Origin of the sequence: Pseudomonas abieticivorans, assembly GCF_023509015.1 — a bacterium.
In the GTDB taxonomy this organism is placed as follows: Bacteria; Pseudomonadota; Gammaproteobacteria; order Pseudomonadales; family Pseudomonadaceae; genus Aquipseudomonas; species Aquipseudomonas abieticivorans.
This window is the reverse complement of the sequence record NZ_CP094975.1, coordinates 3354473-3379910: the sequence shown is the minus strand read 5'-3', so window position 1 is coordinate 3379910 and position 25438 is coordinate 3354473. Positions and strand designations below refer to the sequence as shown.

Sequence of the window (25438 nt, the reverse complement as noted above, 5' to 3'; positions counted from 1 at the left end):
TTATCGCACTGCCCCCGCGATTAACAACCAAAAGCCTGATCAGCGCCGTTGTTGTCCGCCGACGCTCGCCGCACCATGGGCCTACAACAACGCCAACGGAGCACTTCATGATTCGCGGCTCAACAGCATTGGTGGCCATCCTTGGCTCGCCCATCGCACAAGTTAAATCCCCGGAAAATTTCAACGCCTGGTTCGCCCAGCACGATTGCGATCTGGTCATGCTGCCCATCGACCTGCAACGCGAGGCCCTGCCGGCGTTCGTCGACACCCTGCGCGGTTGGAACAACCTGCGCGGCTGCGTGGTGACCGTGCCCTACAAGCAAGCCGTGTTCCCCCTGCTGGACGGCCTGAGCCCGCGGGCCGAAGCGCTGCGCTCGGTGAACGTGATCCGCCGCGAAACCGATGGCCGGCTGATCGGTGACAACGTCGACGGCGAAGGCTTTGTAAAAGCCGCCCGCGCCCACGGGTTCGATGCGGCCGGCAAGCAGGCACTGGTGGTTGGCAGTGGTGGCGTGGGCGCAGCCATTGCCTACGCCCTGGCCGAAGCAGGCATCGCGAAGCTGGTGATCACCGATGTGCGCGAAGGCCAGGCCCAGGCGCTGGCCGATGTGCTGGCCATGGACTTTCCGAAGCTGACCCTGGCCCTTGCCTACGGCGACCTGGCCGCTTTTGACCTGGTGGCCAACGCGACGCCTGTGGGCATGGGCGACACCGGTGAGATGGCCTTGCCGGCCAGCCTGCTCGACACCCTCAAGCCACAGGCACTGGTGGCTGATGTGGTGACCCAACCGGTGATTACCCCCTTGCTGGCCTACGCCCGCGAGCGCGGCTGCCGGGTGCAGGCCGGGCCCGAAATGGCCAAGGCGCAGATGGGCAACCTGGGCGCCTTCATGGGCGTGATGCCGCTGGACGCCTGAGCCGTCACACGCGCCGCTTGCAGCAACGGGCGCACCTACACTCAATTCAATCATCCGGAGATAGACCATGTTCTACGAACTGCGCACCTACACCATCAAGCCGACCAAACTGGGCGACTGGCTGGCCCTGTACAAGAGCGATGCATTGGCCGTGCAGACCGAGCACCTGGGCCAATTGATCGGCTTTTTCACCACCGAAGTCGGCGCCGTCAACCAGGTGGTGCACATCTGGGCCTACACCAGCCTGGACGATCGCATGGCCCGCCGCACCTCGATGGCCGCCGACCCACGCTGGCTGGAGTTCAGCCGCAAGAACAAGGAACTCGACGCCGTGGTCACGCTGGAGTCGCGCCTGATGCGCCCTACCGCGTTCTCGCCGCTGCAGTGAAGGAATAAGCCATGAGCGCACCTGAGCATCTGCACTGCGATGTACTGGTCGTGGGCTCCGGTGCCGCGGGCCTGGCCACCGCGGTGACGGCCGCACACCAAGGCCTGAAAGTCATCGTGGTAGAAAAGGAAAGCCAGATCGGCGGCACCAGCGCCTGGTCCGGCGGTTGGCTGTGGATCCCCGGCAACCCGCTGGCTGTGGCCGAAGGCCGGGTCGAAAACCCCGGCGAGGTCGAGCGCTACCTGCAGCACGAACTGCACAGCGAAGTGCTGGATGATCGGGTGCGGGCCTACCTTGCGCACGGCCCGCAAATGGTCGAGTTTTTCGAGCAATATACCCAGCTCAAATTCTATTCGGGCAGCCGTATGCCCGACATGCACCAAGCGCCTGGCGCTGCCCCCGGTGGCCGCTCGCTGTGCGCGCAGCCATATGACGGGCGCCTGCTTGGCCCGTGGTTGAGCAAACTGCGCGAACCGCTGGACCTGATCAGCCTGGGCGGCATGGGCATCGCCGGCGGGGCCGAGCTGGCGCATTTTTTCAACGCGACACGCTCGCCCCGTTCGGCTTGGTACGTGGGCCTGCGCCTGCTGCGGCATTGGCGTGATCGCCTGTTGCATGGTCGCGGCCTGCACCTGGTCAATGGCAACGCGCTGGTGGCCCGGCTGCTGCGCAGTGCGCTGGACCAAGGCGTGCAAGTGCTGACCCAGGCGCGGGTAGAGCGGCTGCTGCAGGCGCACGGCCGGGTCAGCGGCGCGCAACTCAATGGCGGCCCGCAGATCCACGCGCGCCGGGCTGTGGTACTGGCGGCGGGCGGCTTCCCCCACGACCGGCGGCGCATCGCCGAACAGTTCGCCCACCCCGAGCATTGCTCGGCAGCGCCGCCCGGCAATACCGGCGACGGCCTGCGCCTGGCGGAACAGGCCGGCGCGCTGATCGCCACCGGCTTGAGCAACGCGGCGGCCTGGGCCCCGGTGTCCAAGGTGCCGCGCAAGGACGGCAGCTACAGTGGTTTTCCGCACTTGATGGACCGGGCCAAGCCAGGCTTCATTGCCGTACGCGCCAATGGTCGGCGGTTCACCAACGAGGCCGACTCGTATCACGATTTCATGCAGGCATTGTTCAGGGTGACGCCAACCGGGGAAGCGCCCGAGGCCTGGCTGATCTGCGACCAGCGTGCGCAGCGGCGTTACGGCATCGGCGCGGCACGGCCCTTTCCGTTTCCAACGGCAAGGCACGTTCGCCAGGGCTATCTGTTCAAGGGCCGTACGCTGGCAGAACTGGCGCAACGCTGCGGCATCGAGGCCACGGCATTGCAAGCCTCGGTGGCGCGTTTCAACTTGCACGCCGAGCGCGGCGAAGATCCGGACTACCAGCGTGGCGCCAGCGCCTACAACCGCGCCCAGGGAGAGCCGTTGCATGCCCCCAACCCATCGCTGGGCGCTCTGACAAAAGGCCCCTATTACGCGGTGAAACTGGTGTCGGGCAGCCTGGGCACCTTTGTCGGCGTGCGCACCGACGCCAGCGCCCGTGCCCTGGATTCGCAGGGCAGGGTGATCGAGGGATTGTTCGCGGCGGGCAATGACATGGCCAGCATGATGGGCGGGCACTACCCCAGTGGTGGCATCACCCTGGGGCCGGCGTTGACCTTCGGCTATATCGCAGGCCTGGCGATTGCGCTTACGGGTGCAGGTAGCGCAGCACCGAGTCGCCAATCATGTCGCGATGACGCTGCCTGACTTCGGCATTGTGAAAGTCGACGTTGAACAGTTCGCCAAAGGTGTGTTGGTTGGATACGCGGTAAAAGCAGAACGAACTGATCAGCAGGTGCACGTCCAGCGCCGTCAGGCCGTCGCGGAACTTGCCTTCGGCCACGCCGCGGGCGAGCAACTCGTCCAGGGCGTTGAGCACGGTCTTGTTCATCGCGCGGATGGCGCTGGACTGCTTGATGTATTCGCCCTTGTGCATGTTCTCGTTGCACACGATGCGCACAAAGTCGACATTGCGGTCGTGGTGGTCGAAGGTGAACTCCACCAATCGGCGAATGCCCACCTCCGGCGCAAGCTCGGCCAGGTGCAGGTTGCTTTCGGTGCGGCGAATGTCGCCGTAGAGTTTTTCCAGCACCTCGACGTAGAGTTGCTCTTTACTGCCGAAGTAGTAATAGATCATGCGCTTGGACGTTTGGGTGCGCTCGGCGATGGCATCGACGCGGGCGCCGGCCAGGCCTTGCTGGACGAATTCGGTGATTGCCGCCTGAAGAATGTTCTCGCGGGTTTTCTCGGGGTTGTTCTTGCGACTCTTGCGCGGCGCCTCGGCGGGCTCAGCTTGGAGTTCTGTACTTATTGTCATTATGGGCTCAGGCCATCGTTTAACAGCGGCAATTATGGAGCGACCCGCGCAACGAAGGAAGCCTGCAAGCCCTTGTTTACCTCCAAAGGCTTACAGGTTGGCGACATATCCCTACAGTTTCGCGTGGCGCACACCTTTGTTGCGCGCCTTGGCCATGGCGGCCAGGCGCACCGCCACGTTGGCCGCACCGTAGCCGGTGTAGCCGTTGCGGCGCTGGATCACTTCGAAGAAGAAGCGGTCTTCGAACGGTTCGGTGTACACGTGGAACAACTCGCCGCCATTGGCGTCACGGTCGTACAGCACGTTGTAGTAGGCCAGTTCGCTGAGGAATTCTTCATCGAATTCAAAGCGCGCGGCCAGGTCGTCGTAGTAGTTCAGCGGGATGTCCAGCAACGCAACGCCGGCTTCCTTGGCTTTGCTCACGGCCTTGAAGATGTCGTCGCAGTCGAAGGCGATGTGGTGCACGCCCGAGCCGCGGTAAGTCGACAGCGCGTGGGAAATCGCCGTGTTGCGGTTTTCCGAGACGTTCAGTGGCAAGCGGATCGTGCTGCAGCGGCTGCGCAGGGCACGGCTTTTGACCAGGCCGTAGGGGTCTGGCAGCACCACTTCGTCATCAGCCTTGAAGTCCAGCAGGCTTTTGTAGAACAGCACCCAGCTGTCCATGCTGTCTGGCGGGATGGCCATGGCCATGTGGTCGATGCGCTTGAGGCCCAGATCGCTGGGCGCCACGTCTGCGAGACTGAAGTCGGTGTCGTAGATGGTGCGCCCGGCATCGTCGTTGTCTACCAGGTAGATCAGGCTGCCATCAGGGGCGCGCACTGCGGCCAGTTCGCGCTCGTTGGGCCCCACCAGGCCACGGAACGGCTGGCCTTTGTAAGCCACCGCGCGCTCCAGCGCCGCGGCACTGTCCTTGACCCGGATGGCCGTGGCGCACAGCGACGGGCCGTGGGACTCGAAGAAGTTGTGGGCGAACGAGTACGGCTCGGAGTTCAGGATCAGGTTGATATCACCCTGGCGCAGCAGGCTCACGCTCTTGGACTTGTGCTGGCCGGCCTTGGCGAAACCCAGTTGCTGCAGCCAGTGGCTCAGTTTGGCGCCCAGCGCTTCGTCAACCGCGAACTCCAGGAACTCAACGCCGTTGTATTCGCTGGCCGGGGCCGGGTTGAACAGGATGTCCAGGTTGGCAACTGGCGTGGCCTCCTGCTCCAGCAGCGTGCGGGTTTTCTCTTCCAGGTACAGCAGCGAGCGCAGGCCGTCGGCGGCATTGGCCCGTGGCGGCGCGGCGCGGAACCCGTCGTTGAAGATTTCCAACGACAGGGGGCCGGTGTAGCCGGTCTTGATGATCGGCGCCAAAAAGTTCGGCAAGTCGAACTCACCCTGGCCCGGGAAGCAGCGGAAGTGGCGGCTCCACTCCAGCACGTCCATCTGCAGGATCGGCGCGTCGGCCATCTGCACGTAGAAAATCTTGTCGCCGGGGATCTGGGCGATGGCGGCCGGGTCGCCCTTGAGCGACAGGGTGTGGAAGCTGTCGAGGATCACGCCCAGGCTTTTGTGATTGACCGTGCTCACCAAGTCCCACACTTGCTGGTAGGTGTTGACGTGCTTGCCCCACGCCAGAGCTTCGTAACCGATGCGCAGGCCACGGGCACCCGCGCGCTCGGCCAGCAGGTTAAGGTCGTCCAGCAGGATCTGACGGTCACCCAGGGAGTCGGGCTGGCAGTTGCTGCACACCAGCACCAGGTCGGTACCCAGCTCTTGCATCAAGTCGAACTTGCGCTCGGCGCGCTCGACGTTGCGCTTGAGGAAGTCACGGCGGCAACCTTCAAAGTCGCGGAACGGCTGGAACAGGGTGATCTCGATGCCCAAGTCGGCGCACATCTGGCGAATTTCGCGAGGGCTGCCGTCGTAGTACAACAAGTCGTTTTCGAAGATCTCGACGCCGTCGAAGCCCGCCGCTGCGGCCGCCTCGAGTTTTTCCGGCAGGGTACCGCTCAACGAGACGGTGGCAATAGAACGATGCATGTTTCAGCTCCATTTGGCTGCTGGCCGAGCCTGTCAGGGCAGGCCCGAATGCTGCAGCGAGCCGGTTTCCGGTCGGTGCCCGGTTTCAGGTGCAAGACCTTGCCAACCGGGGGATTTGAATTCTTTGAGAGTGATTTTATACCGCAAATCACTGCGTACGAACCAGTTAGTTTTCTGTGCGATTATCGGTCAGATGACGGTGCTTTTAATTGACGATTTTTCGAGCAGTGAGCAACATCCTCCCCACATTGAAGTTCGTCCGACGGCCAAAAGCCAGTCGGCGGACCCGATCACAAGACTCAGACCCAGAGTTACACGATAAAAATTTCAATAACGGGTAATACTCCATGCTACCAGCCCTTGCTCCCTCCCCCGGTTTACCCGTGGCTTCATTGCCCAACCCAGAACAGCCCCGCACGCCGGCTTGATCGGTATCCTGTGCCCCTGCCCTCTAGCGGGTACAAGACTGTGCACGATTAACCTGCGCAGCGCCGTCAGCGTCTCATAGAAGTCGAAGTTCGATGGTGTGTGCCTGCACCGTCCAAAACGAATGGTTACAATAATATGATCCAGACCAATTCATCTCGCCTGGCCCAAGCGGCCGGCGCCAGCGTCGGCGACAAAGTGCGCGGCGCCCTGGCCATCGGCAAAACCCGCTGGGGCATGCTCGCCCTGGTGTTCTTCGCCACTACCCTGAACTACATCGACCGCGCCGCCCTGGGCGTGATGCAGCCCATCCTGGCCAAGGAGATGAGCTGGACGGCGATGGATTATGCCAACATCAACTTCTGGTTCCAGGTGGGCTACGCCATCGGCTTCGTGCTGCAGGGTCGGCTGATCGACAAAGTCGGCGTCAAGCGCGTGTTCTTCTGCGCCGTGTTGCTGTGGAGCCTGGCGACTGGCGCCCATGGCCTGGCCACCTCGGCGGTGGGGTTCATGGTGTGCCGCTTCATTCTCGGCATGACGGAAGCAGCCAACTACCCGGCCTGCGTCAAGACCACCCGGCTGTGGTTCCCAGCCGGCGAGCGCGCGGTGGCCACCGGCATCTTCAACGCCGGCACCAACGTCGGCGCGATGATCACCCCGGTGCTGCTGCCGTTGATCCTCACCGTGTGGGGCTGGCAGGCGGCGTTCCTGGCCATCTCTTTCCTGGGCCTGACCTGGGCCGTGCTGTGGGCGCGCAACTACTACGACCCGGAAAACCACCCCAGCGTGAACAAGGCCGAGCTTGAGTACGTGACCGGCGAGCCGGAGCCGAACCAGGCCGCCGTGCCGTTCCACCGCATCTTGCGCATGCGCGGCACCTGGGCTTTCGCCGTCGCGTATTTCCTGACCGCGCCGGTGTTCTGGTTCTACCTGTACTGGCTGCCGCCGTTCCTCAACCAGCAATACCACCTGGGCATCAACGTGACCCAGATGGGCATCCCGCTGATCATCATTTACCTGAGCGCCGACTTCGGCAGCGTGGGCGGCGGTATCCTGTCCTCGTGGCTGATAGGCCGCGGCGTGTCGCCGGTGAAGGCGCGCATGACGTCGATGTTGATGTTTGCCCTGTGCATCGTCGCCGTGGTGTTTGCTGCGGGCACGGCCAACCTGTGGGTGGCGGTGCTGGCGATTTCCCTGGCGATTGCCGCGCACCAGGCCTGGACCGCGAACATCTGGAGCATGGTGATGGACTACACGCCCAAACACATGATGAGCACGGTGTTCGGCTTTGGCGGCATGTGCGCGGCGATTGGCGGGATGTTCATGACGCAGATCGTGGGCTACATCCTGACCGCGACGAACAACAACTACACGGTGTTGTTCATGATCATTCCGGGGATGTACTTCATTGCACTGGCGTGGTTGTACTTCATGGCGCCGCGCAAGGTGCCGGTGGTTCAGGAAGGTTAACCCCAGGTGGTTGTTTCGCGGATAAACCGGGCCCCGGTTTATCCGCGAACAGCGTTACACCCGCGCCAACACTTCCCGCGCGCTGTCGATCGCCATCTGCGCCCGCTCCAGCGCACTGATCCCCTGCTCCAGCAACTGGCGCGTGGGGATCTCCAGGCTCACCGGCAGATCCGCCGGCAGCGCCTGCAACAACCCCACCAGGTCACAGTCACCCTGCCCCGGGAAGCGCCGTTCGTTGCGCGCCTGGCGCAGGATTTCGGCCATGTCGTACGGTCGCGGGCCTGCCACGTCGCACAATTGCACGTAGTGCGTGCGGAAGGCCGGCAAGGCCTTCAGGTCGTGCAGGCGCGAGGCCGAACGGTCGAAGTGGAAGGCGTCGACCAGCACGCAAGCGTTTTCCCGCCCAGCGTTCTCGACAATGCGCATGGCCTGGGCCAGGTCCTTGGCATCGGTCCAGGGCATGAATTCCAGGTGCGGGCGTATCCCGTAGGGCCGCGCCAAGTCGCACAGTTGCGCAAAGCGCTCGGTGAGCCGCGCCTCGTCCGGGTCATTGCCGGCCACCAGCAACTCGGTGGCGCCAAACTCGGCACCCACGGCCAAGTGCGCGGCAAAGTCCGCCACCACGGTATCGGGCTTGAGCCGCAGGATCTCGATGTCGAGCACCTTGATGCCAGTGTCACGCAGGCGCGCGGCAGTCTGGCGGCGCAGTTCGGCGTCGCGCACCAGCGGGAAGTGATATTCCTCTGCGGTCGCAGGCTCGGTGCGCAGGCCCACGTGGCTGTAGCCGGCACGGGCAGCCACTTCGACCATGTCGGGGGGCGACAGCTCGAGCACGGTCAGGGCAGCCAGGGAAATGATGCGATCGGTCAAAACGGCAATCCTCGAAGATTGTTGTTGTCTTCGAATATTTAGAACCGAGTTCCAGTTTTGTGCAAGCTGTTCAGTTGAATAACTCTGAAGCCGGGCACGCCTGCGACAACTCCACCGCCGCCGCCAGCAACACCGGCGCCCAGTCATGCAATTTGGCTTCGCTCAAGCGTGCCGTCGGCCCGGCCACGCTGAGCACGCCCAGCACATGCCCATCCTGTGGGTGGCGCACCACCGCCGCCAACGCCGAGGTGCCAATGGCCGAACTCTCGTTGACCCAGGCATAGCCGCGTTCGCGGGCCAGGCGCAGGCGCTCCAGCAACGCGGCGTTGTCTGCCGGCGCATTGGGGCCGAAGTCTTCGCGCTTGGCGATCCCCTGGGCCTCCACCAGCGCCAACGCCTGGCTATCACTTAGGCTGGCCAGCCAGGCATGCCCGGAGGCGGTGTAGAACAGCGGCGCGTCGCGGCCCATCTCCGGGTCGTAACGCAGGCCCGAGCGGGCGCCCTGGGCCTTGGCGATCCAGGTTTGCCGCTCGCCATCGATCACCCCCAGGCGCACCAACTCGCCGGTTTCCTGGGCCAGGCGATCGAGGATCGGCTGCACGATATCGGCGCCACTGCAGGCCAAGTACTGGAACCCCAAGGCCACCAGCTTGGTGCTCAGGTGGTAGCGGCTATTCTCGGGGTTCTGGCGCACATAGCCCAGGCGCACTAGCTCGCCGAGCATGCGGTGGGTAGCGCTCTTGGGAATGTCCAACTGCTCGGCGAGGGTCTGCATGGGCAGCCCGCGCGGGTCGCTGGTAAGGCTTTCCAGAAGGCTGAAAGCGCGTTCGATCTGACTGCCGGCCATGGGTCACGGTCCTGAATTTTCTGGCGATTCTAAAGACGCCGGGCAAAAGCGCAAACACTGTCCGATCTTCGCCCGCTTTCCATCGGCAGCCCACTTGGCGGGCCTTGCCGCAGCATCTAGAATATGGAACTCGGTTCCAAAATAATACAACTTTCACTTTACAAACCGAGCTGCCGCCCGAGGAGATTTTGCATGCCTGCCGACACCCCTCCCTACACCACCGTGGACTGCGACGTGCTGGTGATTGGCTCAGGCGCCGCGGGCCTGGCCGCTGCCGTGACCGCCGCCTGGCACGGCCAGAAGGTTATCCTGGTAGAGAAAGACCCCGTGTTCGGCGGCGCCACGGCCTGGTCTGGCGGCTGGATGTGGGTGCCGTGCAACCCGCTGGCCAAGCGCGGCGGCATCGATGAAGACCGCTCGCTGCCGCGCACTTACCTGGAGCACGAACTGGGTGATCGCTTTAACCCGGCCATCGTCGACGCCTTCCTGGAGGCCGCGCCGAACATGGTGGCGTTCTTCGAGAAGCACACCGCGCTGCAGTTCGCCGACGGCAACGGCATCGCCGATATTCACGGCGACACGCCTGGCGCCGGCACCGGCGGGCGCTCGGTGATTGCCGCGCCCTACAGCGGTTACAAGGTCGGCAAACTCCTCAAGCGCCTGCGCAAGACCATGCGCGAGACCTCGTTCCTGGGCATGCCGATCATGGCCGGTGCCGACCTGACCGCCTTCCTGACCATGACCCGCAAGTGGCAGTCGTTCCTGCACGTGACCAAGCGCTTCAGCAAGCACCTGCTGGATCTGGCGCTCAATGGCCGCGCCATGCACTTGGTCAACGGCGTGGCGCTGGTGGCGCGGCTGGCCAAGTCGGCCGAAGACCTGGGTGTGTTGCTATGGGAGTCGGCGCCGGCCAAAAGCCTGATCCACGCCGACGGTCGTGTCACTGGTGCGGTAGTCGAAACCGCCAAGGGGCGCGTAACGATCAATGCGCGCAAGGGCGTGGTGCTGGCTGCGGGTGGTTTTCCCAATGACATCGAGCGGCGCAAGGCGCTGTTCCCGCGCACGCCCACCGGCCAGGAGCATTTGGCCCTACCGCCGCTGGGCGCCAACGGTGATGGCCTGCGCCTGGGCGAAAGCGTCGGCGGCAAGCTGGCCGATGACCTGGTCAGCCCCGCCGCCTGGTGCCCAGTGTCGAAAGTGCCATACAAAGACGGCAGCTTCGGCCACTTCCCGCACATCATCGAACGCGGCAAGCCAGGCATCATCGGCGTGCTCGCCAACGGCCAGCGTTTCGTCAACGAGGCCGGCGGTTACTACGACTACGCCAAGGCCATGGTCGACCAGGCACCGGGCGACGAAGTGGCCTCCTGGCTGATTTGCAGCCACCCCTTCCAGCGTCGCTACGGCCTGGGCATCTCGCGGCCGTTCCCGCTGCCAGTGGGCCCGTATATTCGCTCCGGCTACTTGAAAACCGGCAACACCATCGAGGAGTTGGCCATCGCCTGCGGCATCGACCCGGCCGGCCTGGGCCACACGGTCAGCGAATTCAACCGCCATGCGCGCAACGGCCAGGACCCGCAGTTCGGCCGCGGCGCCACGGCCTATAACCGCAAACAGGGTGATGCGCTGCACCAGCCTAACCCCTGCGTGGCGCCGATCGAACAGGGCCCGTTTTACGCGGTCAAGGTTCAAGCCGGCAGCTTCGGCACCTTCGCCGGCCTGAGCACCAACGAACATGCCCAGGTACTCGACGCCCAGGGCCAGGCCATCACCGGGCTCTATGCTGCGGGCACCGACATGGCCAGCATGATGGGCGGCTACTATCCGGCAGGTGGCATCAACCTAGGCCCGGCCACCACCTTCGGCTACATCGCCGCAAGGCACATGGCCGCCGCCTCGCAGTACGAATAAGCACCGCCCATACATTCACGCTAGGGAACAACGACCATGCACAACCTCGTCAATCGTCACCACCTGAACATGCCGAAACTCGGCCTGGGCACCTGGCCCATGGTCGGTGAGGAATGCACCCGCGCCGTGGCCCTGGCGCTGGAGGTGGGCTACCGGCACATCGACACCGCCGCTGGTTACAACAACGAAGACGCCGTGGGCAACGCCCTGGTGCAATCGAGTGTGCCCCGCGAGCAGATCCACGTCACCAGCAAGGTGTGGTGGGACAAGCTGGCCCCGCAAGACATGCGCGCCTCGTTCGACAACACCCTCAAAGCGCTGCAAAGCGATTACGTGGATCTGTTCATGATCCACTGGCCAGGCAAGGATTGGGACGTGGCCAAGGCCATCGAGACCCTGGTGTCCTTCAAGGAAGACGGGCGCGCACGCAACATCGGCGTGGCCAACTTCCCGCTGCCGCTGTTGCGCAAGGTGGTTGAGGAGTTCGGCGCACCGCTGTCGGTGCTGCAGGTGGAATACCACGTGACCCTGGGCCAGAACGCCCTGCTGGACTTCGTGCGCCAGCACGACATGGCCCTGACGGCCTATAGCCCGATCGTGCGCAACAAGGTGTCCGAGATGCCGGTGATCCGTCAGATCGCCGAGAAACATGGCGTGCTGCCGACCCAGGTGGCATTGAAGTGGCTGTTGGACCAACCGAACGTGGCGGCCATCCCGAAGGCGGCGAGCAAAGAGAACCAACTGAGCAACCTGGCGTCGTTCAAGGTTGAGCTCGATGATGAGGACCGCGCCATGATCGCGGCACTGCCCAAGGATCAGCGCATGGTGAGCCCACCGTTCGCGCCGCAGTGGGATGCCCCACAGCGATAATCGGAAAACCACAAAAAAACCGCCAATCAATGGCGGTTTTTTTGTGCATGCTTATCGATCAGAAGTCGAAAAACACCGTCTCGCCTTCACCCTGGATGCGGATGTCAAAACGGTAGGCCGTCTTGCCGTCGATTTCGCAGCGGGTTGCCACCAAGGTCTCGCGACGCTGTGGCTGTTCGATCAGGTTCAGCACCGGGCACTTGCCGTTGGCTTCGCCTTCGTCATCGAAGTACAGGCGGGTTTGCAGGTGGATGTTGATCCCACGGGCAAACAACGTGACGTTGATGTGCGGCGCCATCGGTACACCGGCGCCGTTTTTCACGACGCCCGGCTTGATGGTGTTCAAGGTCCAGCCACCGGCATCGAACGTGGTGGCGGTGCGGCCGAAGCTGTTGAACGGCTTCTCCAGGTTGTAGTCCATGTCGTAGTGGCCGCTGGCGTCAGCCTGCCAGAACTCCAGGAACGAATCGCGCACCAGGTGGCCGTTGCCGTCGTAGACGTTGCCCACCAACAGGATGTGTTCGCCGGGGGCGCCAGGCTTGGCCATCTCGTTCCAGATTTCCTGGTCGCGCGGCGGGTTGCCGGCAGCGGACAGGGCCAGGCCGATATGCACATACGGGCCAGCGGTCTGAGAAGGAGTTTCCTTGAGCAAAGTAATAGGCATGGTCGTTGCTCCTCAGCGGTTTTCGAAGTGAGTCTTGCGCTGACCGCGCAAGACGATGTCGAAGCGATAGGCCAGCGCGTCCATGGGGTTGGCGTGGTTCATATCAAGACGGGCGATCAGGCTTTGCACGGCTTGCGGGTCGTTGATCGATTTGACGATCGGGCACATCGGAATCAGTGGGTCGCCTTCGAAATACAGCTGGGTGATCAGGCGGGTCGAAATCGACGGGCCGCTGACGGACACGTGGATGTGCGCCGGGCGCCAGTCGTTGGGGCCGTTGCGCCAAGGGTACGGGCCCGGCTTGATGGTGCGGAAGTTGTAGTAGCCTTCGCTGTCGGTGAGCATGCGGCCCACGCCCCCGAAGTTGGGGTCCAGCGGCGCCAGGTAACGGTCGTTCTTGTGGCGATAGCGGCCACCGGCATTGGCTTGCCAGATTTCCACCAGGGTATGGGGGATCGGCTTGCCGTATTGGTCGCACACGCGGCCGGCCAGGATGATGCGCTCACCGATCGGCAAGCCGCCGTTGTTGAAGTTCAGCAGCAGGTCATTGTCGTGCTGGCCGAACTTGAGGTGCGAGAAATCAGGGCCGGTGGATTCGCTGGCAGATTGCGGAATGCTCACCAAGGCCTGGCGCGGTGAACGCGGCACGGAGGTCTTGTAGTCAGGGGTCAGGGCTTTGGGGTGCCAATTACGATCACGGATAATGAAGCGACTGGTGTCTTGGGAAGACATGTCGTTCTCCTATTATTTGATTTATAGAGGACCTGCGGACAGGCTTCAGACTAGTCTCAGGGATTAAACCTACAACGAAAACTGAATTTAACCCTTTAACCCATAACCATATGGTTATGGATACTGCCACAGGCCCTGAAGAGGAATGCCCCATGCTCTGGAAAAAAGGCAGGCGCAGCGACAACGTCGTCGATGCACGCGGCGATGATTCGGGAGCCGGCGGTGGCGGCGGCCTGCGCATTGGCGGGAAAGGCTTGAGCCTGACCGCCGTGGTGTTGATCGTCGGCTTCGGCCTACTCACCGGGCAAGACCCCATGCAGATACTGGGGCAACTGACCGGGCAACTGAGCCAGCCGCAAACCGCCCCCGTGGATAACCGCAGCCGCCCTGCCCCGCCTGCCAACGACGAACAGGCGGATTTCGTGCGCGCGGTACTGGGCGACACCGAAGACACTTGGGGCCAGATTTTCCAGCAGGCGGGTCGCCAATACTCAGACCCCAAACTGGTGCTGTTCAATGGCCAAGTCAGTTCGGCCTGCGGTTACGCCACCTCGGCCACGGGCCCATTCTATTGCCCGGGTGACCAACGGGTGTACCTGGACATGGCGTTTTTCAAGGAAATGGCCCAGCGCTTCTCCGCGGCGGGTGACTTCGCCCAGGCCTACGTGATCGCCCACGAAATCGGCCACCACGTGCAGACCCTGCTGGGGGTGTCGGCCAAAGTGGATGCGGCGCGCAAGGCAGGGCAACGCATGGAAGGCGCCAATGGCTTGTTGGTACGGCAGGAATTGCAGGCCGATTGCCTGGCGGGGGTGTGGGCCTATCACGCGCAAAAACGCCTGAACTGGCTGGAGCCTGGGGATGTGGAAGAGGCGCTGAACGCGGCCAACGCCATTGGCGATGACCGGTTGCAGCAGCAGGGCCAGGGCCGGGTAGTACCCGACTCCTTCACCCATGGCACGTCGGCGCAGCGGGTGCGCTGGTTCAAGACCGGGTTTGCCCAAGGCCAGTTGAACCAGTGCGACACCTTTGGCGCCAAGAGCCTGTAGTCAGAACGTGCTTTTGATCTGCAGGCCGGCCAGCAGCGCGTTGTCACGCTTCACGCCGTAAAAGGCGCCCGGCTCCTTGATGTATTGAAGGTCTGGGCGCAGCAGCAACCACGGGGTGATTTGCGCGCCGTAGCTGAGCTCCAGTAACTGCTCGCCGGTGTCCAGGTTATCGATCTGGTCGGCGGCAGCCAGGCTGGCAGCGGCGTTTTCCTGCACGGCACGGGTGCGCGGGTTGACCACCGCGCGGCCAAAGGCCACGCCCACGGTGTCGGCCGGGCGATTGGCGAACGGCTTGTGCAGCACCACGCCCACCGAGTACCAGTGGCGGAACGGCGAGGTGGCGGCGTCGGCTTCGGTCGCCTGGCCAAACACGTGCAAGCTGCGGGCACTGTCGGCTTCGTCTCGCCACACGGTCTGGTCAGCCAGCACGTAGGCGCCGCTGCGACCGCTGGCCTTGGAGGTGCCACCGATTTTCTGCACGTTGGAGCTGTCGTAGTACCAGCCGAACTTGTACTGGCCTTCCAGGTAGCCGGAGCGGGTGTAGATCGCCTCGATCGGGGCGATGGCGCCGGTGCCTTTGTCGGTGGTCATGCGCATGCCATAGCGCGACGCGCTGTTGGCGTCCGGGTTGACCTGGAACACGGCGGTCTGCACGGTCCACTCGGGGTTGATCTTGTAGCGCAACTCGGCGCCCCAGTGGCCGGTGGGGTAGTTACCCCAACCGCTGCCACCGGACATCGACAACGGGTGCGCGCAGAAGCCGGCGTTGACGAAGTTGGTGAGCACGCCCATGCCACCGAAGTCGTTACCCATGGACATGAAGCCGACCTTGGTGGTCAGGTCCGGGGTGAAGAGGCTGCGCTGGTAGCTAAGCTCGGCGATACGGGTGTACATGCCACCGTAGGACTCCTGCGCGGGCAAGCGGTTGCCCACCAAGTCGTCGGAGGCGCTGTTGCCGCGGCGGTCGTTGATCGTGAACTGGACGGTGCCGGCGTTTTCCATGCCCAGCAATTTGTTCAGGTCGAATTGCGCGCCCAAGCGGATCTGCTGGGTATAGCGCGTGCCCTTCTTGATCCCACCCTGGAAATTGCGCAGGGTTTCGGAGACGTAGTCACCGGTCAGGTTCACGCCCGCGTCCATCAGCTTCTTGCGCTCGCCACCCCAGTCACCGGTCATGGTCGAGCGCGTTGCCCAATCATCATCGTCGGCAAATGCGGCATTGGGGATAACAGCCAGAAGCGAGCCCAAAGACAGGCCCGCCACCAGACCCGAAGTCATGATGGTGCGTGGGGATAGGGTAAACATAGGTCTCTACAGAATCGGAGGAGCAAGGCAGACAGCCGAAAAAAAGACGGCGTTTCAATGGCTTGATCGTAATCGTTAGCAAGGCAATGATTAAGCCGGGTACATGTAATTCTTTATTGCAAGAATTCACGCAATGTTCGTAATAGTTAGTTTACATCCATGGATCGAGGTGATCGGTTCGCCGATAAACCCGCTCCTACTGGGGCCGTGCAGGAGCGGATTTACCCGCGAAGAAGACGCCACCTTTTCAAATCAACCGCGCCAGTGCCCCGCAATCCGGCGCATGCCAATCGGCCAACTCCGGCCACGGGTTCTGCGCCAGGTTCACCAATACGGTCTTGGTGCCTGCCGCGCGCCCGCAGTCCAGGTCGAAGCGGTAGTCGCCCACCATGACCATTTCTTCAGGTTTTACCCCCCAGGCCCGTGCCAGTTTGAGCAGGCCGTCCGGGCTGGGCTTGGGCGCGGCATCTTCGCGGCCGAGCACGTCGGGCCGGGCAAAACAGTCATCGATGCCAATGGCCGCCAGGGTGATGTGCGCCAGCTCCTGGGCGTTGCGGGTCAGGATGCCCAGGCGATAGCCACGCCCGGCCAGCTCGCGCACCAGTTCCACCGCACCGGCGGCAGGCTTGGAGGCGACGGCTAGGTCGCGCTCGTGCTCCAGCAACCAGGCGTGCTTGGCTTGGGCGACCTCGGCGGGCAACCCGGCCAAGTGGGTAAGGATGTCGTCCTCGGCGGGTATCTGCAGCGCCTCGCGGATGGCGGCGAAGTCATGCGCCGCCACTGTCAGGGTACCGTCCATGTCGAACACCCAGTGACGAATGGCGGCCAGGCTCATGCCCAATCCTTGCGGTGGCGGATCAGGCCTTCCTGGGCAGACGAGGCTACCAATTGGCCGGCGCGGTTGTAGATACTGCCGCGGCAGAAGCCACGGGAGTTGGCGGCCCAGGGGCTGTCCATCGCGTACAGCAGCCACTCGTCGGCACGCAGGTTGCCGTGGAACCACAGGGCGTGATCCAGGCTGGCCAGTTGCATGTCCTTGTGCCAAACCGATTTGCCATGGGGCATCAACGCGGTGGTCAACAGGCCGAAGTCCGAGGCATAGGCCAGCAGGTATTTATGCAGGGCCGGCACGTCGGGCAGGCTGCCGTCGGCGCGAAACCACACGTACTTGAGCGGGTCGCCCGGCAACGGGTTGTAGGGGTCGCGCTCGGTGACCGGGCGAACCTCGATAGGCTTGGCGCACAGCAGTTTTTCGCGGATGTGCTCGGGCAGCAGGTGGGCCACGCGCTCGGTCAGCTCAAGTTCGGTGGGCAGGTTTTCCGGGCCCACCACCTGCGGCATGCTGGCCTGGTGCTCGAAACCTTCCTCGTCGTACTGGAACGACAGGCTGCCGGTGAAGATCGGCTGGCCCTTCTGCACCGCAGTCACGCGCCGGGTGCTGAAGCTGCCGCCATCGCGCACGCGGTCAACCATGTACACCACCGGCAACTGGGCATCACCCGGGCGCAGGAAATAGCCGTGCAGCGAGTGCACGTGGCGCTCGTCCTCGACCGTCTGGCTGGCCGCCGACAACGACTGGCCCAGCACCTGGCCGCCGAACAACTGGCGGAAGCCCAGGTCCTGGCTGCGGCCACGGAACAGGTTTTCTTCGATCGGCTCCAGGGTCAACAGATCGACCAGATCGTCCAGCACATGGCTCATGTGTTATCTCCCAAACTTTAATGAGCAAATGATACAGGCTTGACTGGCCCATTGCCGCATCAGACTTTAGCCGTGCAACGTCTCCAGCCACTGGGCGCGGCTGATCCGGTACAGCAGGTGGCGCTCCAAGGGGTGCCTCTGGGGGAGTTTGGGGTGGTCGAAGTCGCCGTCCTTGACGCGTTGCATGCCGATGGCCTGCATGACTTTTTCCGACGGGGTATTGGACAGCGCGGTGAACGACACCACTTGCTCCAGGCCCAGTTGCCCGAAGCCACAGCGCAGGGCCGTCCAGGCGGCCTCGCTGGCAAAGCCCAAGCCCCAGTGGCGACGACCCAGACGCCAGCCGATCTCCACGGCCGGGGCGAAGGGCGCATCGAAACCCACCACGCCCAGCCCGGTAAAGCCGATAAATGCCCCGGTGTCCTTGCGCTCCAGCGCCCACAGGCCGAAACCGTGCTCGTTGAAATGGCCGCGGATACGGCCGATCAGCGCGGCACTCTCCAGCCGGCTGAGAGCCTCGGGGAAATAGCGCATCACCTGGGGGTCGGCGCACAGGGCGGCAAACTCCGGCAAGTCCTCGTCGCGCCATTGGCGCAACAGCAGGCGCGCGCTTTCCAGCTCCACAATCATTATTCATCCCCTTGTTTGTGGCACTATGTTCGGCATGCCGCTGCCACTGATCTACCACGACGACTACAGCCCTGAGTTCCCACCGGAACATCGCTTCCCGATGGACAAGTTCCGCCTGCTGCGCGATCACCTGGTGGCCAGCGGGCTGACCACCGACGCCGCTTTGCTGCGCCCTGAGCTGTGCCCCTCCGAGCTGCTGGCGCTGGCCCACGACCCTGACTATATCGATCGATACATGAGCGGCGAGTTGCCCCGCGAAGACCAGCGGCGCCTTGGCCTGCCCTGGAGCGAAGCGCTGGCCCGGCGCACGGTGCGCGCGGTCGGTGGGTCGGTGCTGGCGGCCGAACAAGCCTTGCAGCACGGCCTGGCCTGCCACCTGGCCGGCGGCACCCACCATGCTCATTATGACCATCCTGCCGGTTTCTGCATTTTCAATGACCTGGCAGTGATCAGCCGCTACCTGTTGGCCAGCGGCCGGGTGGACCGGGTGCTGATTTTCGACTGCGACGTGCACCAGGGCGACGGCACCGCGCGCATCCTCGCCGATACGCCGCAAGCCATCACCGTGTCGCTGCACTGCGAGAAGAACTTCCCGGCGCGCAAGGCCGACAGCGACTGGGACATCCCGCTGCCCATGGGCATGGGCGACGCGGATTACCTGCAGGTGGTGGACGACACCCTGAATTACCTGTTGCCGCTGTACCAACCGGACCTGGTGCTGTACGACGCTGGCGTCGACGTGCACAAGGACGATGCCTTGGGCTACCTGCAACTGACCGATCAGGGGGTCAGCAGCCGCGACGAGCGGGTGATGCGCCACTGCCTGGGCCGTGACATTCCCGTGATGGGCGTGATCGGCGGCGGCTACAGCAAGGACCGCCCGGCCCTGGCCCGCCGCCACGGCCTGTTGCACCTCAGCGCGCAACGGGTGTGGACCGATCTTGGGCTGTAACCCAAAGCCTGGGGCCGTTAAACTGGCGCGCTTACCCTTGCCGATTGCAGCCCGCCCCCATGCCCGATTCCAGCCCTGCCCTGCCTGAACGCGTCGCCATCATCGGCGGTGGCCCGGCCGGCCTGATGGCCGCCGAAGTGCTGGGCACCGCCGGTGTGCAGGTGGACCTGTACGATGGCATGCCTTCGGTGGGGCGCAAGTTCCTGCTGGCGGGCGTGGGCGGCATGAACATTACCCATTCGGAACCCTACCCGGCCTTTGTCAGGCGCTATGCCGAGCGCAGCGCCCAGATCGACACCCTGCTGCAGGGCTGTGACGCCGAGCAGCTGTGCGCCTGGATTCACGGGCTGGGCATCGAAACCTTCGTCGGCACCTCGGGCCGCGTATTCCCTACCGACATGAAGGCTGCCCCGCTGTTGCGCGCCTGGCTCAAGCGCCTGCGCGACAGCGGCGTGGCCATCCACACCCGGCACCGCTGGCTGGGCTGGAACGCCGACGGCACCTTGCGCATCGCCCACCCCGACGGCGAGTTGGCCATCAGTGCCGATGCCGTGGTGCTGGCCTTGGGCGGCGGCAGTTGGGCCCGGCTGGGCTCAGATGCGGCCTGGCTGCCGTGGCTGGCACAGCGCGGTGTGGCTATCGCCCCATTGCAGCCGGCCAACTGCGGCTTTGAAGTGGCGGCCTGGAGCGATCTACTGCGCGAAAAATTCGCCGGCGCGCCACTGAAAAACGTCGCCATGCAGTTATCCGGGCAGCCGCCGCGCCTGGGCGAGGCAGTGCTGACCGCTGGCGGCGTGGAAGGCAGCCTGGTCTACGCCCTGTCGGCGCAGATTCGCGAGCAGATCAACCAGGCCGGCACGGCCACCCTGTACCTGGACCTGCTGCCGGACCGACCTGCGGCTAAAATTGAAGCGCTGCTGCGCAAACCCCGTGGCTCGCGTTCGATGGCCAAGCACCTGCACAGTCAACTGGGCATCGATGGGGTAAAAGCGGCGTTGTTGCGTGAGCTGACTGGCAAGGACTGCTTTGCCGACCCAGCGTTGCTGGCGCGGGCGATCAAGGCGTTGCCGATAACGTTGGTGCGCCCGCGGCCGCTGGACGAGGCGATCAGTACGGCTGGTGGGGTGCGGTTCGAAGCGATGGATGCAGGCTTGATGCTCACGCAGGTGCCAGGGGTGTTCTGTGCCGGCGAGATGCTCGACTGGGAGGCGCCGACGGGTGGCTACCTGTTGACCGCCTGCTTTGCCAGCGGGCGCCGCGCGGGGTCTGGTGCGCTTGAATGGCTGCGCGGCCTTCGCGGATGAATACGCGCCTACAGGGCCTGTAGGAGCGGATTCATCCGCGAAAAGCACGACGCTGCCTTCTTAAGGCTTACGCTTGCGCGGCCCGGTATTGAACACCGGCACCTTGCGCACCGGCTTCACCGGCGGCGCCGCATCGATCGGGCTGTCGCCGCTGTCGGTCCATTTACCCAAGGTTTTCTTGCCGCCCGACACCTTCGGCTTTTTCGGTTTTTTCGGCTTTTTGATCACTTCGCCGCTGGCGGTGGTTTCCGGTACGCGGTGATCGGGCTCGAAGCCACTCTCGTCGACCCGCTTGAGGGCCTGACGGGTCAAGGTCTCGATGGCCGAGAGCAGTTGCACCTCGTCGGCACACACCAGCGAGATCGCCTCGCCGGTCAAGCCGGCACGCCCGGTACGGCCAATGCGGTGGATGTAGTCTTCGGCAACGATCGGCAGGTCGAAGTTGACCACGGTCGGCAGGTCGTCGATGTCCAGGCCACGGGCGGCCACGTCGGTGGCGACCAGGATCTGTACTTCGCTGGCCTTGAAGCGGTCCAGTGCCCGCTGGCGGGTCGCCTGGGGCTTGTCGCCGTGGATGCCGTCGGCGTTGATGCCCAGCCCTTGCAGGCGCTCGACCAAAGCGTCGACACCGTTACGGGTCTTGGCGAACACCAGCACTTGCGTCCACTTCTGCTTTTTCAGCAGGTGGATGAACAGTTCCGCCTTGCGCTTCTTGTCCACGGTAACAATCCACTGCTTGACCGAGGAGGCCGCCACGTTGCGCGGGCTGACCTCGATGCTGAGCGGATCGTTGAGCATCTGCCCGGCCAGCAGGCGGATGGCGTCGGAGAAGGTGGCCGAGAACAGCAGGGTCTGGCGCTTTTTCGGCAAGGCCGCGTAAATATCGCGCAGCTCTTCGGAAAAGCCCAGGTCGAGCATGCGGTCGGCTTCGTCCAGCACCAGGGTTTCCAGTTGGCTGAACTTGACGGCGTTCTGGCGATACAGGTCCAGCAGGCGACCGGGGGTGGCCACCAGCACGTCGACGCCCTTGCGCAGCTTCATCATCTGCGGGTTGATGCTGACCCCGCCATACACCGCGTAAGTGCTCAGGGGCAGGTGCTCGCCGTACTCCTGAATGTTGGCGTGCACCTGCTCGGCCAGTTCGCGGGTCGGCACCAATACCAAGGCCCGTACGCAGTTGCTGGCCACTTTAGGCCCTTCCATGGTCAGGCGCTGCAGGATCGGCAAGGCGAAACCTGCGGTTTTACCGGTGCCGGTCTGGGCAGCGGCCATCAGGTCGCGCCCGGCCAGTACCGCCGGGATGGCCTGGGCCTGGACAGGGGTCGGCGTCTGGTAGCCAAGGGTTTCCAGCGCGCGCAGCAAGGGTTCGATCAGGCCAAGGGTGGCGAATGTCATGGGGGGTACCGTCAAGATAAGTTCTGCAATGCGCGCAGTTTACCTTGTCAGCGCCCCTTCCTGCTTGCGCCATTGCGGCAGGCCGATCAATACCACGGCGCCAATGATCACCGCCATGGCCAGGCACTCGGCCGGGCCGACGGTTTCACCGGCAAAGGCGATGCCCAACAACACCGCCACCGCCGGGTTGACGTAGGCATAGCTGGTCGCGGCTGCCGGGCGCACGTGCTTGAGCAGGTACATGTAGGCGCTGAACGCCAGGATCGAGCCAAAAAATATCAGATAGGCCAGCGCGCCCCACCCGGCTGCGGTTGGCATCGCCGTCATGCGTTCACCACTGACCAGGCTGCCCAGCAACAACACTGCACCGCCCACCAGCATCTGCGCGGCGCTGGCCATGGCGCCCTGGGGCAGCGGCAATTTCTTGCTCCACACCGAGCCGAAGGCCCAGGAGGCGGCGGCGAACAGGATCAACGCCGAACCCATCGGGCTGGATTGAAGGTTTGAGCCCAGGTTGAGCAAACCGATACCGACCAGGCCGAGCAGGATGCCTGCCCATTCCAGCCGGGTATTGCGGTGGCCGAACCACAGGCTGAACAGCAAGGTGAACAGCGGCACCGTGGCCACGGCCAGTGCTGCCACGCCGGAAGCCACACCCGCGTGCTCCGCCACCGTGACCCCGCCATTGCCGCAACTGAGCAGCAAAAAGCCAATGCAACCGGCCGCCTTCCATTGCTGCCAGGTGGGTGCCGGCGCGCCACGCCAGCGCAAGAAGGCATACAACAACGACCCTGCGACCATGAAGCGGATACCCGCCATCAGCATCGGCGGCCAGGACGCCACGCCAATCCGAATGAACAGGTAGGTAGACCCCCACACCAGGTACAACGCCAGGAAGGAGCCGATCAATAGCAAAGGGAAGCGCGGGGAGGCAGGCATTGGAATGACTCTGAAACAGATCTTGTTGGTAGCGTTAGTTTAGTAAGGCAGGCGTTAAAAAATAAGACCGAACACCGCGTAATAGCGCCTGCAAACCTTGTAAAACAAAGTAATAGATCCAGTAATCTATGTTTTCCAAACAGGGGAAACCAGGCGATGGATAAATACGATCAAATTCTGCTGCGCGAACTGTTGGCCAACGGCCGTGCCTCATTCGCCGAACTGGCGCGCAAGGTCAACCTGTCTGCCCCTGCCGTGGCCGAGCGGGTGGCCAAGCTTGAATCCAGCGGCGTGATCACCGGTTACCAGGCCCAGGTCGACTTGAGCAAGATTGGTTTGCCGATCCAGTGCGTAATCGAATTGCGCTTGGCCCAGCACGGCAACCAAAAAGCCTACGACGACCTGACGCAAATCCCACAAATATTGGAATGCTACCGGGTGACCGGCGATTCCTGCGTGTTCATGCGCGCGGCGGTGGGGTCGATGCCGGAGCTTGAGGTGCTGATCGATAAAGTGGCGCGGCTGGGGTTCAGCAAAACGTCGATTGTGCTGTCCAGCGCCATAGAGCCTCGGGTGCCGCTGGAGCAGCTTTCGCGGTAAGGCTTGCCCTCACCCTAGCCCTCTCCCGAGGGGAGAGGGGACTGACCGAGTTGTGAATGCAATCTGCTTTCAGCCCTCTCTCAGTGAACAACCGCTACCCTCGATGCCGCCTCAACGCCTCGGCCATCTTCGCCGCCGGCACCTTCTGCAAAGTACAGAACAACTGGTGCGACACTTCGCTCAAGCCATGCCGACCGCGCAACTCACCGGCCAGATGCTGCGCCAGGTTGGCGGCCATCTCGGCGTCGGCCATGGCCCGGTGGGCCTGGCCGGTGTTGGGCAGGTTGGCGTAGCGGGTCAGGGTGCCGAGCTTGTGGTTGGGCGCCGCCGGCATCAAGCGCCGAGCCAGCAGCATAGAACAGGCGAAGCTTTGCACGCGGTTGCGGCGGATCAGGCCCAGCTCGAAGTCCCAGAACTTCTGGTCGAACGAAGCGTTGTGCGCCAGCAGCGGCGTATCGCCGACGAACTCGGCCACTTCGTTCATCACCTGGGTGGCCGGTGGTGCACTGCGCACCATGGCGGTGGTGATGCCGGTCAGGCTGGCGACGAATGCCGGCACCGCCACGCCGGCGTTCATCAGGCTCTGATAACGGCCGACGATTTGCCCGCGCTCGAGCATCACCACGGCGATTTCGGTGGCACGGCAATAGGCACCGGGGGAAATCCCGGTGGTCTCGAAGTCGATGACGGCTATACGTTCCACAACAGCTCCAATACGTTCAATTCTTCAACAACAACGCGCCTTCGATCGGCACGTAGCGGCTGGCGGCACGGATCAGCGAGTTGGCGGTAAGCCCCGGCACGCCATAGGCCACGGCCTGTACGCCGTGCTTGGCGATGATACGGTCCAGCAGCATGTCAAAATCGCCATCGCCGGAGGCCAGCACCACTTCATCGACGTGGTCGGCGGCATCCATGATGTCCAGGGTAATGCCTACGTCCCAATCGCCCTTGGCCGAGCCGTCGCTGCGCTGGATGTACGGTTTGAGTTTTACCGTGAAACCCAGGTTGCGCAGGATCTGCTGGAATTGCTGCTGTTTGCTGTCACCGCGATCGATGGCGTACGCATACGCCTCGACGATCTGCCCCTGCTTGCTGATGTCAGCCCACAAGGCGGCATAGTTGAAATGGCAACCATAGGCCTGGCGCACGGTGTAATAGAGGTTTTGTACATCGGCAAACACCGCGATTCTTTTCACCGCACGTCCTCGGGGCGCCACTGGCGCTGATAAGGCGCCCAGTATGCCAGCCCGAAGCGGCTTGCTGTGAAAAACGCGGTGCTAAGTGGCCCGCAAGAGCTTGCGGGCCGAGGTCAGCAGGGCTTAGACAAAAGAGTCGTCGTCATCGAAGAAACCGCCACCACCGCCACTGTCGTCGCTGTAGTCGGAATCCATGAAGCCGCCCTGGTCGTTGCCGGCAAAGGAATCGTTATTGCTCAACCGCTCGTCGTTGCCGTTGTTCCAACCGCCCTGGTCCGCCAGTTGCGCGGGCTGCTCCTGGAGCACCTCGACGATTTCCTGTGGCTGCGAGTTGTGGTGGAACAGGCTGCTGATGCCTTCAGCCAGCATCACGCCGCCGGCCACGCCCGCTGCGGTTTGCAGGGCGCCACGCATGAAACCGCCGCCAGCCGGTGCCGCCGCTTGCTGCTGCGGTGGTGGCGCGTAGTACGGTTGCTGCGGGGGCGGTGCCGGTTGGCTGTACTGATTGCCGGCCGGTTCACGCCAGCCGCCGGAAGCCTGCGGCGCAGGCGCTGGCGCTGCGGGGCGCGAGCTGCTGCCACCAAAGATGCTCGACAAAAAGCCGCCGCTCTGCTGCGGCGGGTTGGCCTGGGCTTGCTGCAATTGGGCCTGCGCCTGGCTCAGGTCGGCCTGCAGTTTTTTGTTCTGCTCGTCCAGGCGCTTGATCGCCGCTTCCTGGACCAGAATCGATTGAGCCATGTAGTAAGGCACAGCCGGCTGGGCGGCCACGTGCCCCCTGATCCGCTCATCCGCCTGGGCGTCGCGGGGCGCGGAATCCGTTTCGGCTTGTTTCAGCCGTGCAAACAGTCCATCGATCAGGTTTTGCTCTTCGCTGTTCATGGCGACCTCGTTAGATTGCCGG

The 25438-nt window shown here is 63.6% G+C and carries 25 protein-coding genes; 10 read left to right on the top strand and 15 right to left on the bottom strand.

Annotation, left to right across the window (positions count from 1 at the left end):
* The first annotated feature begins 107 nt into the window (after positions 1 to 107).
* The 3 genes from L9B60_RS15480 (at position 108) to L9B60_RS15470 (ending at position 3041) form a co-directional block, all read left to right on the top strand.
* The gene (locus L9B60_RS15480; RefSeq protein ID WP_249671530.1) at positions 108 to 917 is read left to right on the top strand and encodes a shikimate dehydrogenase family protein; all 810 of its coding nucleotides are present in this window, start codon (positions 108 to 110) and stop codon (positions 915 to 917) included.
* Between the two features lie 67 nt (positions 918 to 984).
* A complete protein-coding gene (locus L9B60_RS15475; RefSeq protein ID WP_249671529.1) occupies positions 985 to 1305 on the top strand; it encodes an NIPSNAP family protein in 321 nt (106 codons plus the stop codon).
* 11 nt (positions 1306 to 1316) lie between these two features.
* Entirely contained in the window at positions 1317 to 3041 is a 1725-nt protein-coding gene (locus L9B60_RS15470; protein ID WP_249671528.1) for an FAD-dependent oxidoreductase, read from the top strand.
* Here the strand turns inward: L9B60_RS15470 and L9B60_RS15465 are convergent.
* Positions 2983 to 3651 (bottom strand): TetR/AcrR family transcriptional regulator, encoded by a 669-nt coding sequence (locus L9B60_RS15465; protein WP_249671527.1) that lies wholly within the window; start codon positions 3649 to 3651, stop codon positions 2983 to 2985. The genes L9B60_RS15470 and L9B60_RS15465 overlap by 59 nt on opposite strands.
* A gap of 111 nt (positions 3652 to 3762) precedes the next feature.
* On the bottom strand, positions 3763 to 5673 hold the full coding sequence (gene quiC / locus L9B60_RS15460; protein WP_249671526.1) for a 3-dehydroshikimate dehydratase QuiC: 1911 nt from the start codon (positions 5671 to 5673) through the stop codon (positions 3763 to 3765).
* 564 nt (positions 5674 to 6237) lie between these two features.
* On the opposite strand from quiC, the gene L9B60_RS15455 reads away from it, so the two are divergent.
* Positions 6238 to 7569: an MFS transporter gene (locus L9B60_RS15455; RefSeq protein ID WP_249671525.1), complete on the top strand. Its 1332-nt coding sequence runs from the start codon at positions 6238 to 6240 to the stop codon at positions 7567 to 7569.
* Positions 7570 to 7623: 54 nt separating this feature from the next.
* Here the strand turns inward: L9B60_RS15455 and L9B60_RS15450 are convergent, their stop codons facing one another.
* Together L9B60_RS15450 and L9B60_RS15445 are read right to left on the bottom strand one after the other, a co-directional pair.
* Entirely contained in the window at positions 7624 to 8439 is an 816-nt protein-coding gene (locus tag L9B60_RS15450) for a sugar phosphate isomerase/epimerase family protein (RefSeq protein WP_249671524.1), read from the bottom strand.
* Between the two features lie 70 nt (positions 8440 to 8509).
* Entirely contained in the window at positions 8510 to 9286 is a 777-nt protein-coding gene (locus L9B60_RS15445) for an IclR family transcriptional regulator (protein WP_249671523.1), read from the bottom strand.
* A gap of 192 nt (positions 9287 to 9478) precedes the next feature.
* On the opposite strand from L9B60_RS15445, the gene L9B60_RS15440 reads away from it, so the two are divergent.
* Together L9B60_RS15440 and L9B60_RS15435 are read left to right on the top strand one after the other, a co-directional pair.
* On the top strand, positions 9479 to 11197 hold the full coding sequence (locus tag L9B60_RS15440) for an FAD-dependent oxidoreductase (RefSeq protein ID WP_249671522.1): 1719 nt from the start codon (positions 9479 to 9481) through the stop codon (positions 11195 to 11197).
* Between the two features lie 36 nt (positions 11198 to 11233).
* Positions 11234 to 12067, top strand: a complete 834-nt coding sequence (locus L9B60_RS15435) for an aldo/keto reductase (protein WP_249671521.1) — start codon at positions 11234 to 11236, stop codon at positions 12065 to 12067.
* A gap of 58 nt (positions 12068 to 12125) precedes the next feature.
* On the opposite strand, the gene pcaG is transcribed toward L9B60_RS15435, so the two are convergent.
* Both pcaG and pcaH read right to left on the bottom strand, forming a co-directional pair.
* The gene (gene pcaG / locus L9B60_RS15430; RefSeq protein ID WP_249671520.1) at positions 12126 to 12731 is read right to left on the bottom strand and encodes a protocatechuate 3,4-dioxygenase subunit alpha; all 606 of its coding nucleotides are present in this window, start codon (positions 12729 to 12731) and stop codon (positions 12126 to 12128) included.
* A gap of 12 nt (positions 12732 to 12743) precedes the next feature.
* A complete protein-coding gene (gene pcaH / locus L9B60_RS15425; protein ID WP_249671519.1) occupies positions 12744 to 13463 on the bottom strand; it encodes a protocatechuate 3,4-dioxygenase subunit beta in 720 nt (239 codons plus the stop codon).
* A 152-nt stretch (positions 13464 to 13615) separates the two neighbouring features.
* On the opposite strand from pcaH, the gene ypfJ reads away from it, so the two are divergent.
* Positions 13616 to 14512 (top strand): KPN_02809 family neutral zinc metallopeptidase, encoded by an 897-nt coding sequence (ypfJ, locus tag L9B60_RS15420; protein WP_249671518.1) that lies wholly within the window; start codon positions 13616 to 13618, stop codon positions 14510 to 14512.
* On the opposite strand, the gene L9B60_RS15415 is transcribed toward ypfJ, so the two are convergent.
* From L9B60_RS15415 to L9B60_RS15400, 4 genes are all read right to left on the bottom strand, one after another.
* Positions 14513 to 15790, bottom strand: a complete 1278-nt coding sequence (locus tag L9B60_RS15415; protein ID WP_438865984.1) for a carbohydrate porin — start codon at positions 15788 to 15790, stop codon at positions 14513 to 14515.
* 274 nt (positions 15791 to 16064) lie between these two features.
* Positions 16065 to 16652, bottom strand: coding sequence for an HAD family hydrolase (locus L9B60_RS15410; protein ID WP_249671516.1), 588 nt, complete (start codon positions 16650 to 16652; stop codon positions 16065 to 16067).
* A complete protein-coding gene (gene tesB, locus L9B60_RS15405; RefSeq protein WP_249671515.1) occupies positions 16649 to 17518 on the bottom strand; it encodes an acyl-CoA thioesterase II in 870 nt (289 codons plus the stop codon). Before tesB ends, L9B60_RS15410 begins: the two co-directional genes overlap by 4 nt.
* A gap of 66 nt (positions 17519 to 17584) precedes the next feature.
* Positions 17585 to 18148 (bottom strand): GNAT family N-acetyltransferase, encoded by a 564-nt coding sequence (locus tag L9B60_RS15400; RefSeq protein WP_249671514.1) that lies wholly within the window; start codon positions 18146 to 18148, stop codon positions 17585 to 17587.
* A gap of 34 nt (positions 18149 to 18182) precedes the next feature.
* Here L9B60_RS15400 and L9B60_RS15395 point away from each other — a divergent pair, with 34 nt between their 5' ends.
* Together L9B60_RS15395 and L9B60_RS15390 are read left to right on the top strand one after the other, a co-directional pair.
* Positions 18183 to 19100 (top strand): histone deacetylase family protein, encoded by a 918-nt coding sequence (locus L9B60_RS15395; RefSeq protein WP_249671513.1) that lies wholly within the window; start codon positions 18183 to 18185, stop codon positions 19098 to 19100.
* Between the two features lie 59 nt (positions 19101 to 19159).
* Positions 19160 to 20404, top strand: coding sequence for a TIGR03862 family flavoprotein (locus L9B60_RS15390; protein ID WP_249671512.1), 1245 nt, complete (start codon positions 19160 to 19162; stop codon positions 20402 to 20404).
* Positions 20405 to 20464: 60 nt separating this feature from the next.
* Here L9B60_RS15390 and rhlE1 read toward each other — a convergent pair whose 3' ends face one another.
* Together rhlE1 and yedA are read right to left on the bottom strand one after the other, a co-directional pair.
* On the bottom strand, positions 20465 to 21799 hold the full coding sequence (gene rhlE1, locus L9B60_RS15385) for an RNA helicase RhlE1 (RefSeq protein ID WP_249671511.1): 1335 nt from the start codon (positions 21797 to 21799) through the stop codon (positions 20465 to 20467).
* Positions 21800 to 21838: 39 nt separating this feature from the next.
* Positions 21839 to 22738, bottom strand: a complete 900-nt coding sequence (gene yedA, locus L9B60_RS15380; protein WP_249679627.1) for a drug/metabolite exporter YedA — start codon at positions 22736 to 22738, stop codon at positions 21839 to 21841.
* 156 nt (positions 22739 to 22894) lie between these two features.
* Here yedA and L9B60_RS15375 point away from each other — a divergent pair, with 156 nt between their 5' ends.
* Positions 22895 to 23338, top strand: a complete 444-nt coding sequence (locus L9B60_RS15375; RefSeq protein ID WP_249679626.1) for an Lrp/AsnC family transcriptional regulator — start codon at positions 22895 to 22897, stop codon at positions 23336 to 23338.
* Between the two features lie 94 nt (positions 23339 to 23432).
* Here the strand turns inward: L9B60_RS15375 and L9B60_RS15370 are convergent, their stop codons facing one another.
* The 3 genes from L9B60_RS15370 to L9B60_RS15360 form a co-directional block, all read right to left on the bottom strand.
* Complete coding sequence (locus L9B60_RS15370) at positions 23433 to 24041, bottom strand: 3'-5' exonuclease (protein ID WP_249679625.1); 609 nt, start codon at positions 24039 to 24041, stop codon at positions 23433 to 23435.
* A 16-nt stretch (positions 24042 to 24057) separates the two neighbouring features.
* Entirely contained in the window at positions 24058 to 24537 is a 480-nt protein-coding gene (locus tag L9B60_RS15365; RefSeq protein ID WP_249679624.1) for a LabA-like NYN domain-containing protein, read from the bottom strand.
* A gap of 123 nt (positions 24538 to 24660) precedes the next feature.
* Complete coding sequence (locus L9B60_RS15360; RefSeq protein WP_249679623.1) at positions 24661 to 25416, bottom strand: DUF2076 domain-containing protein; 756 nt, start codon at positions 25414 to 25416, stop codon at positions 24661 to 24663.
* Between the last annotated feature and the right edge of the window lie 22 nt (positions 25417 to 25438).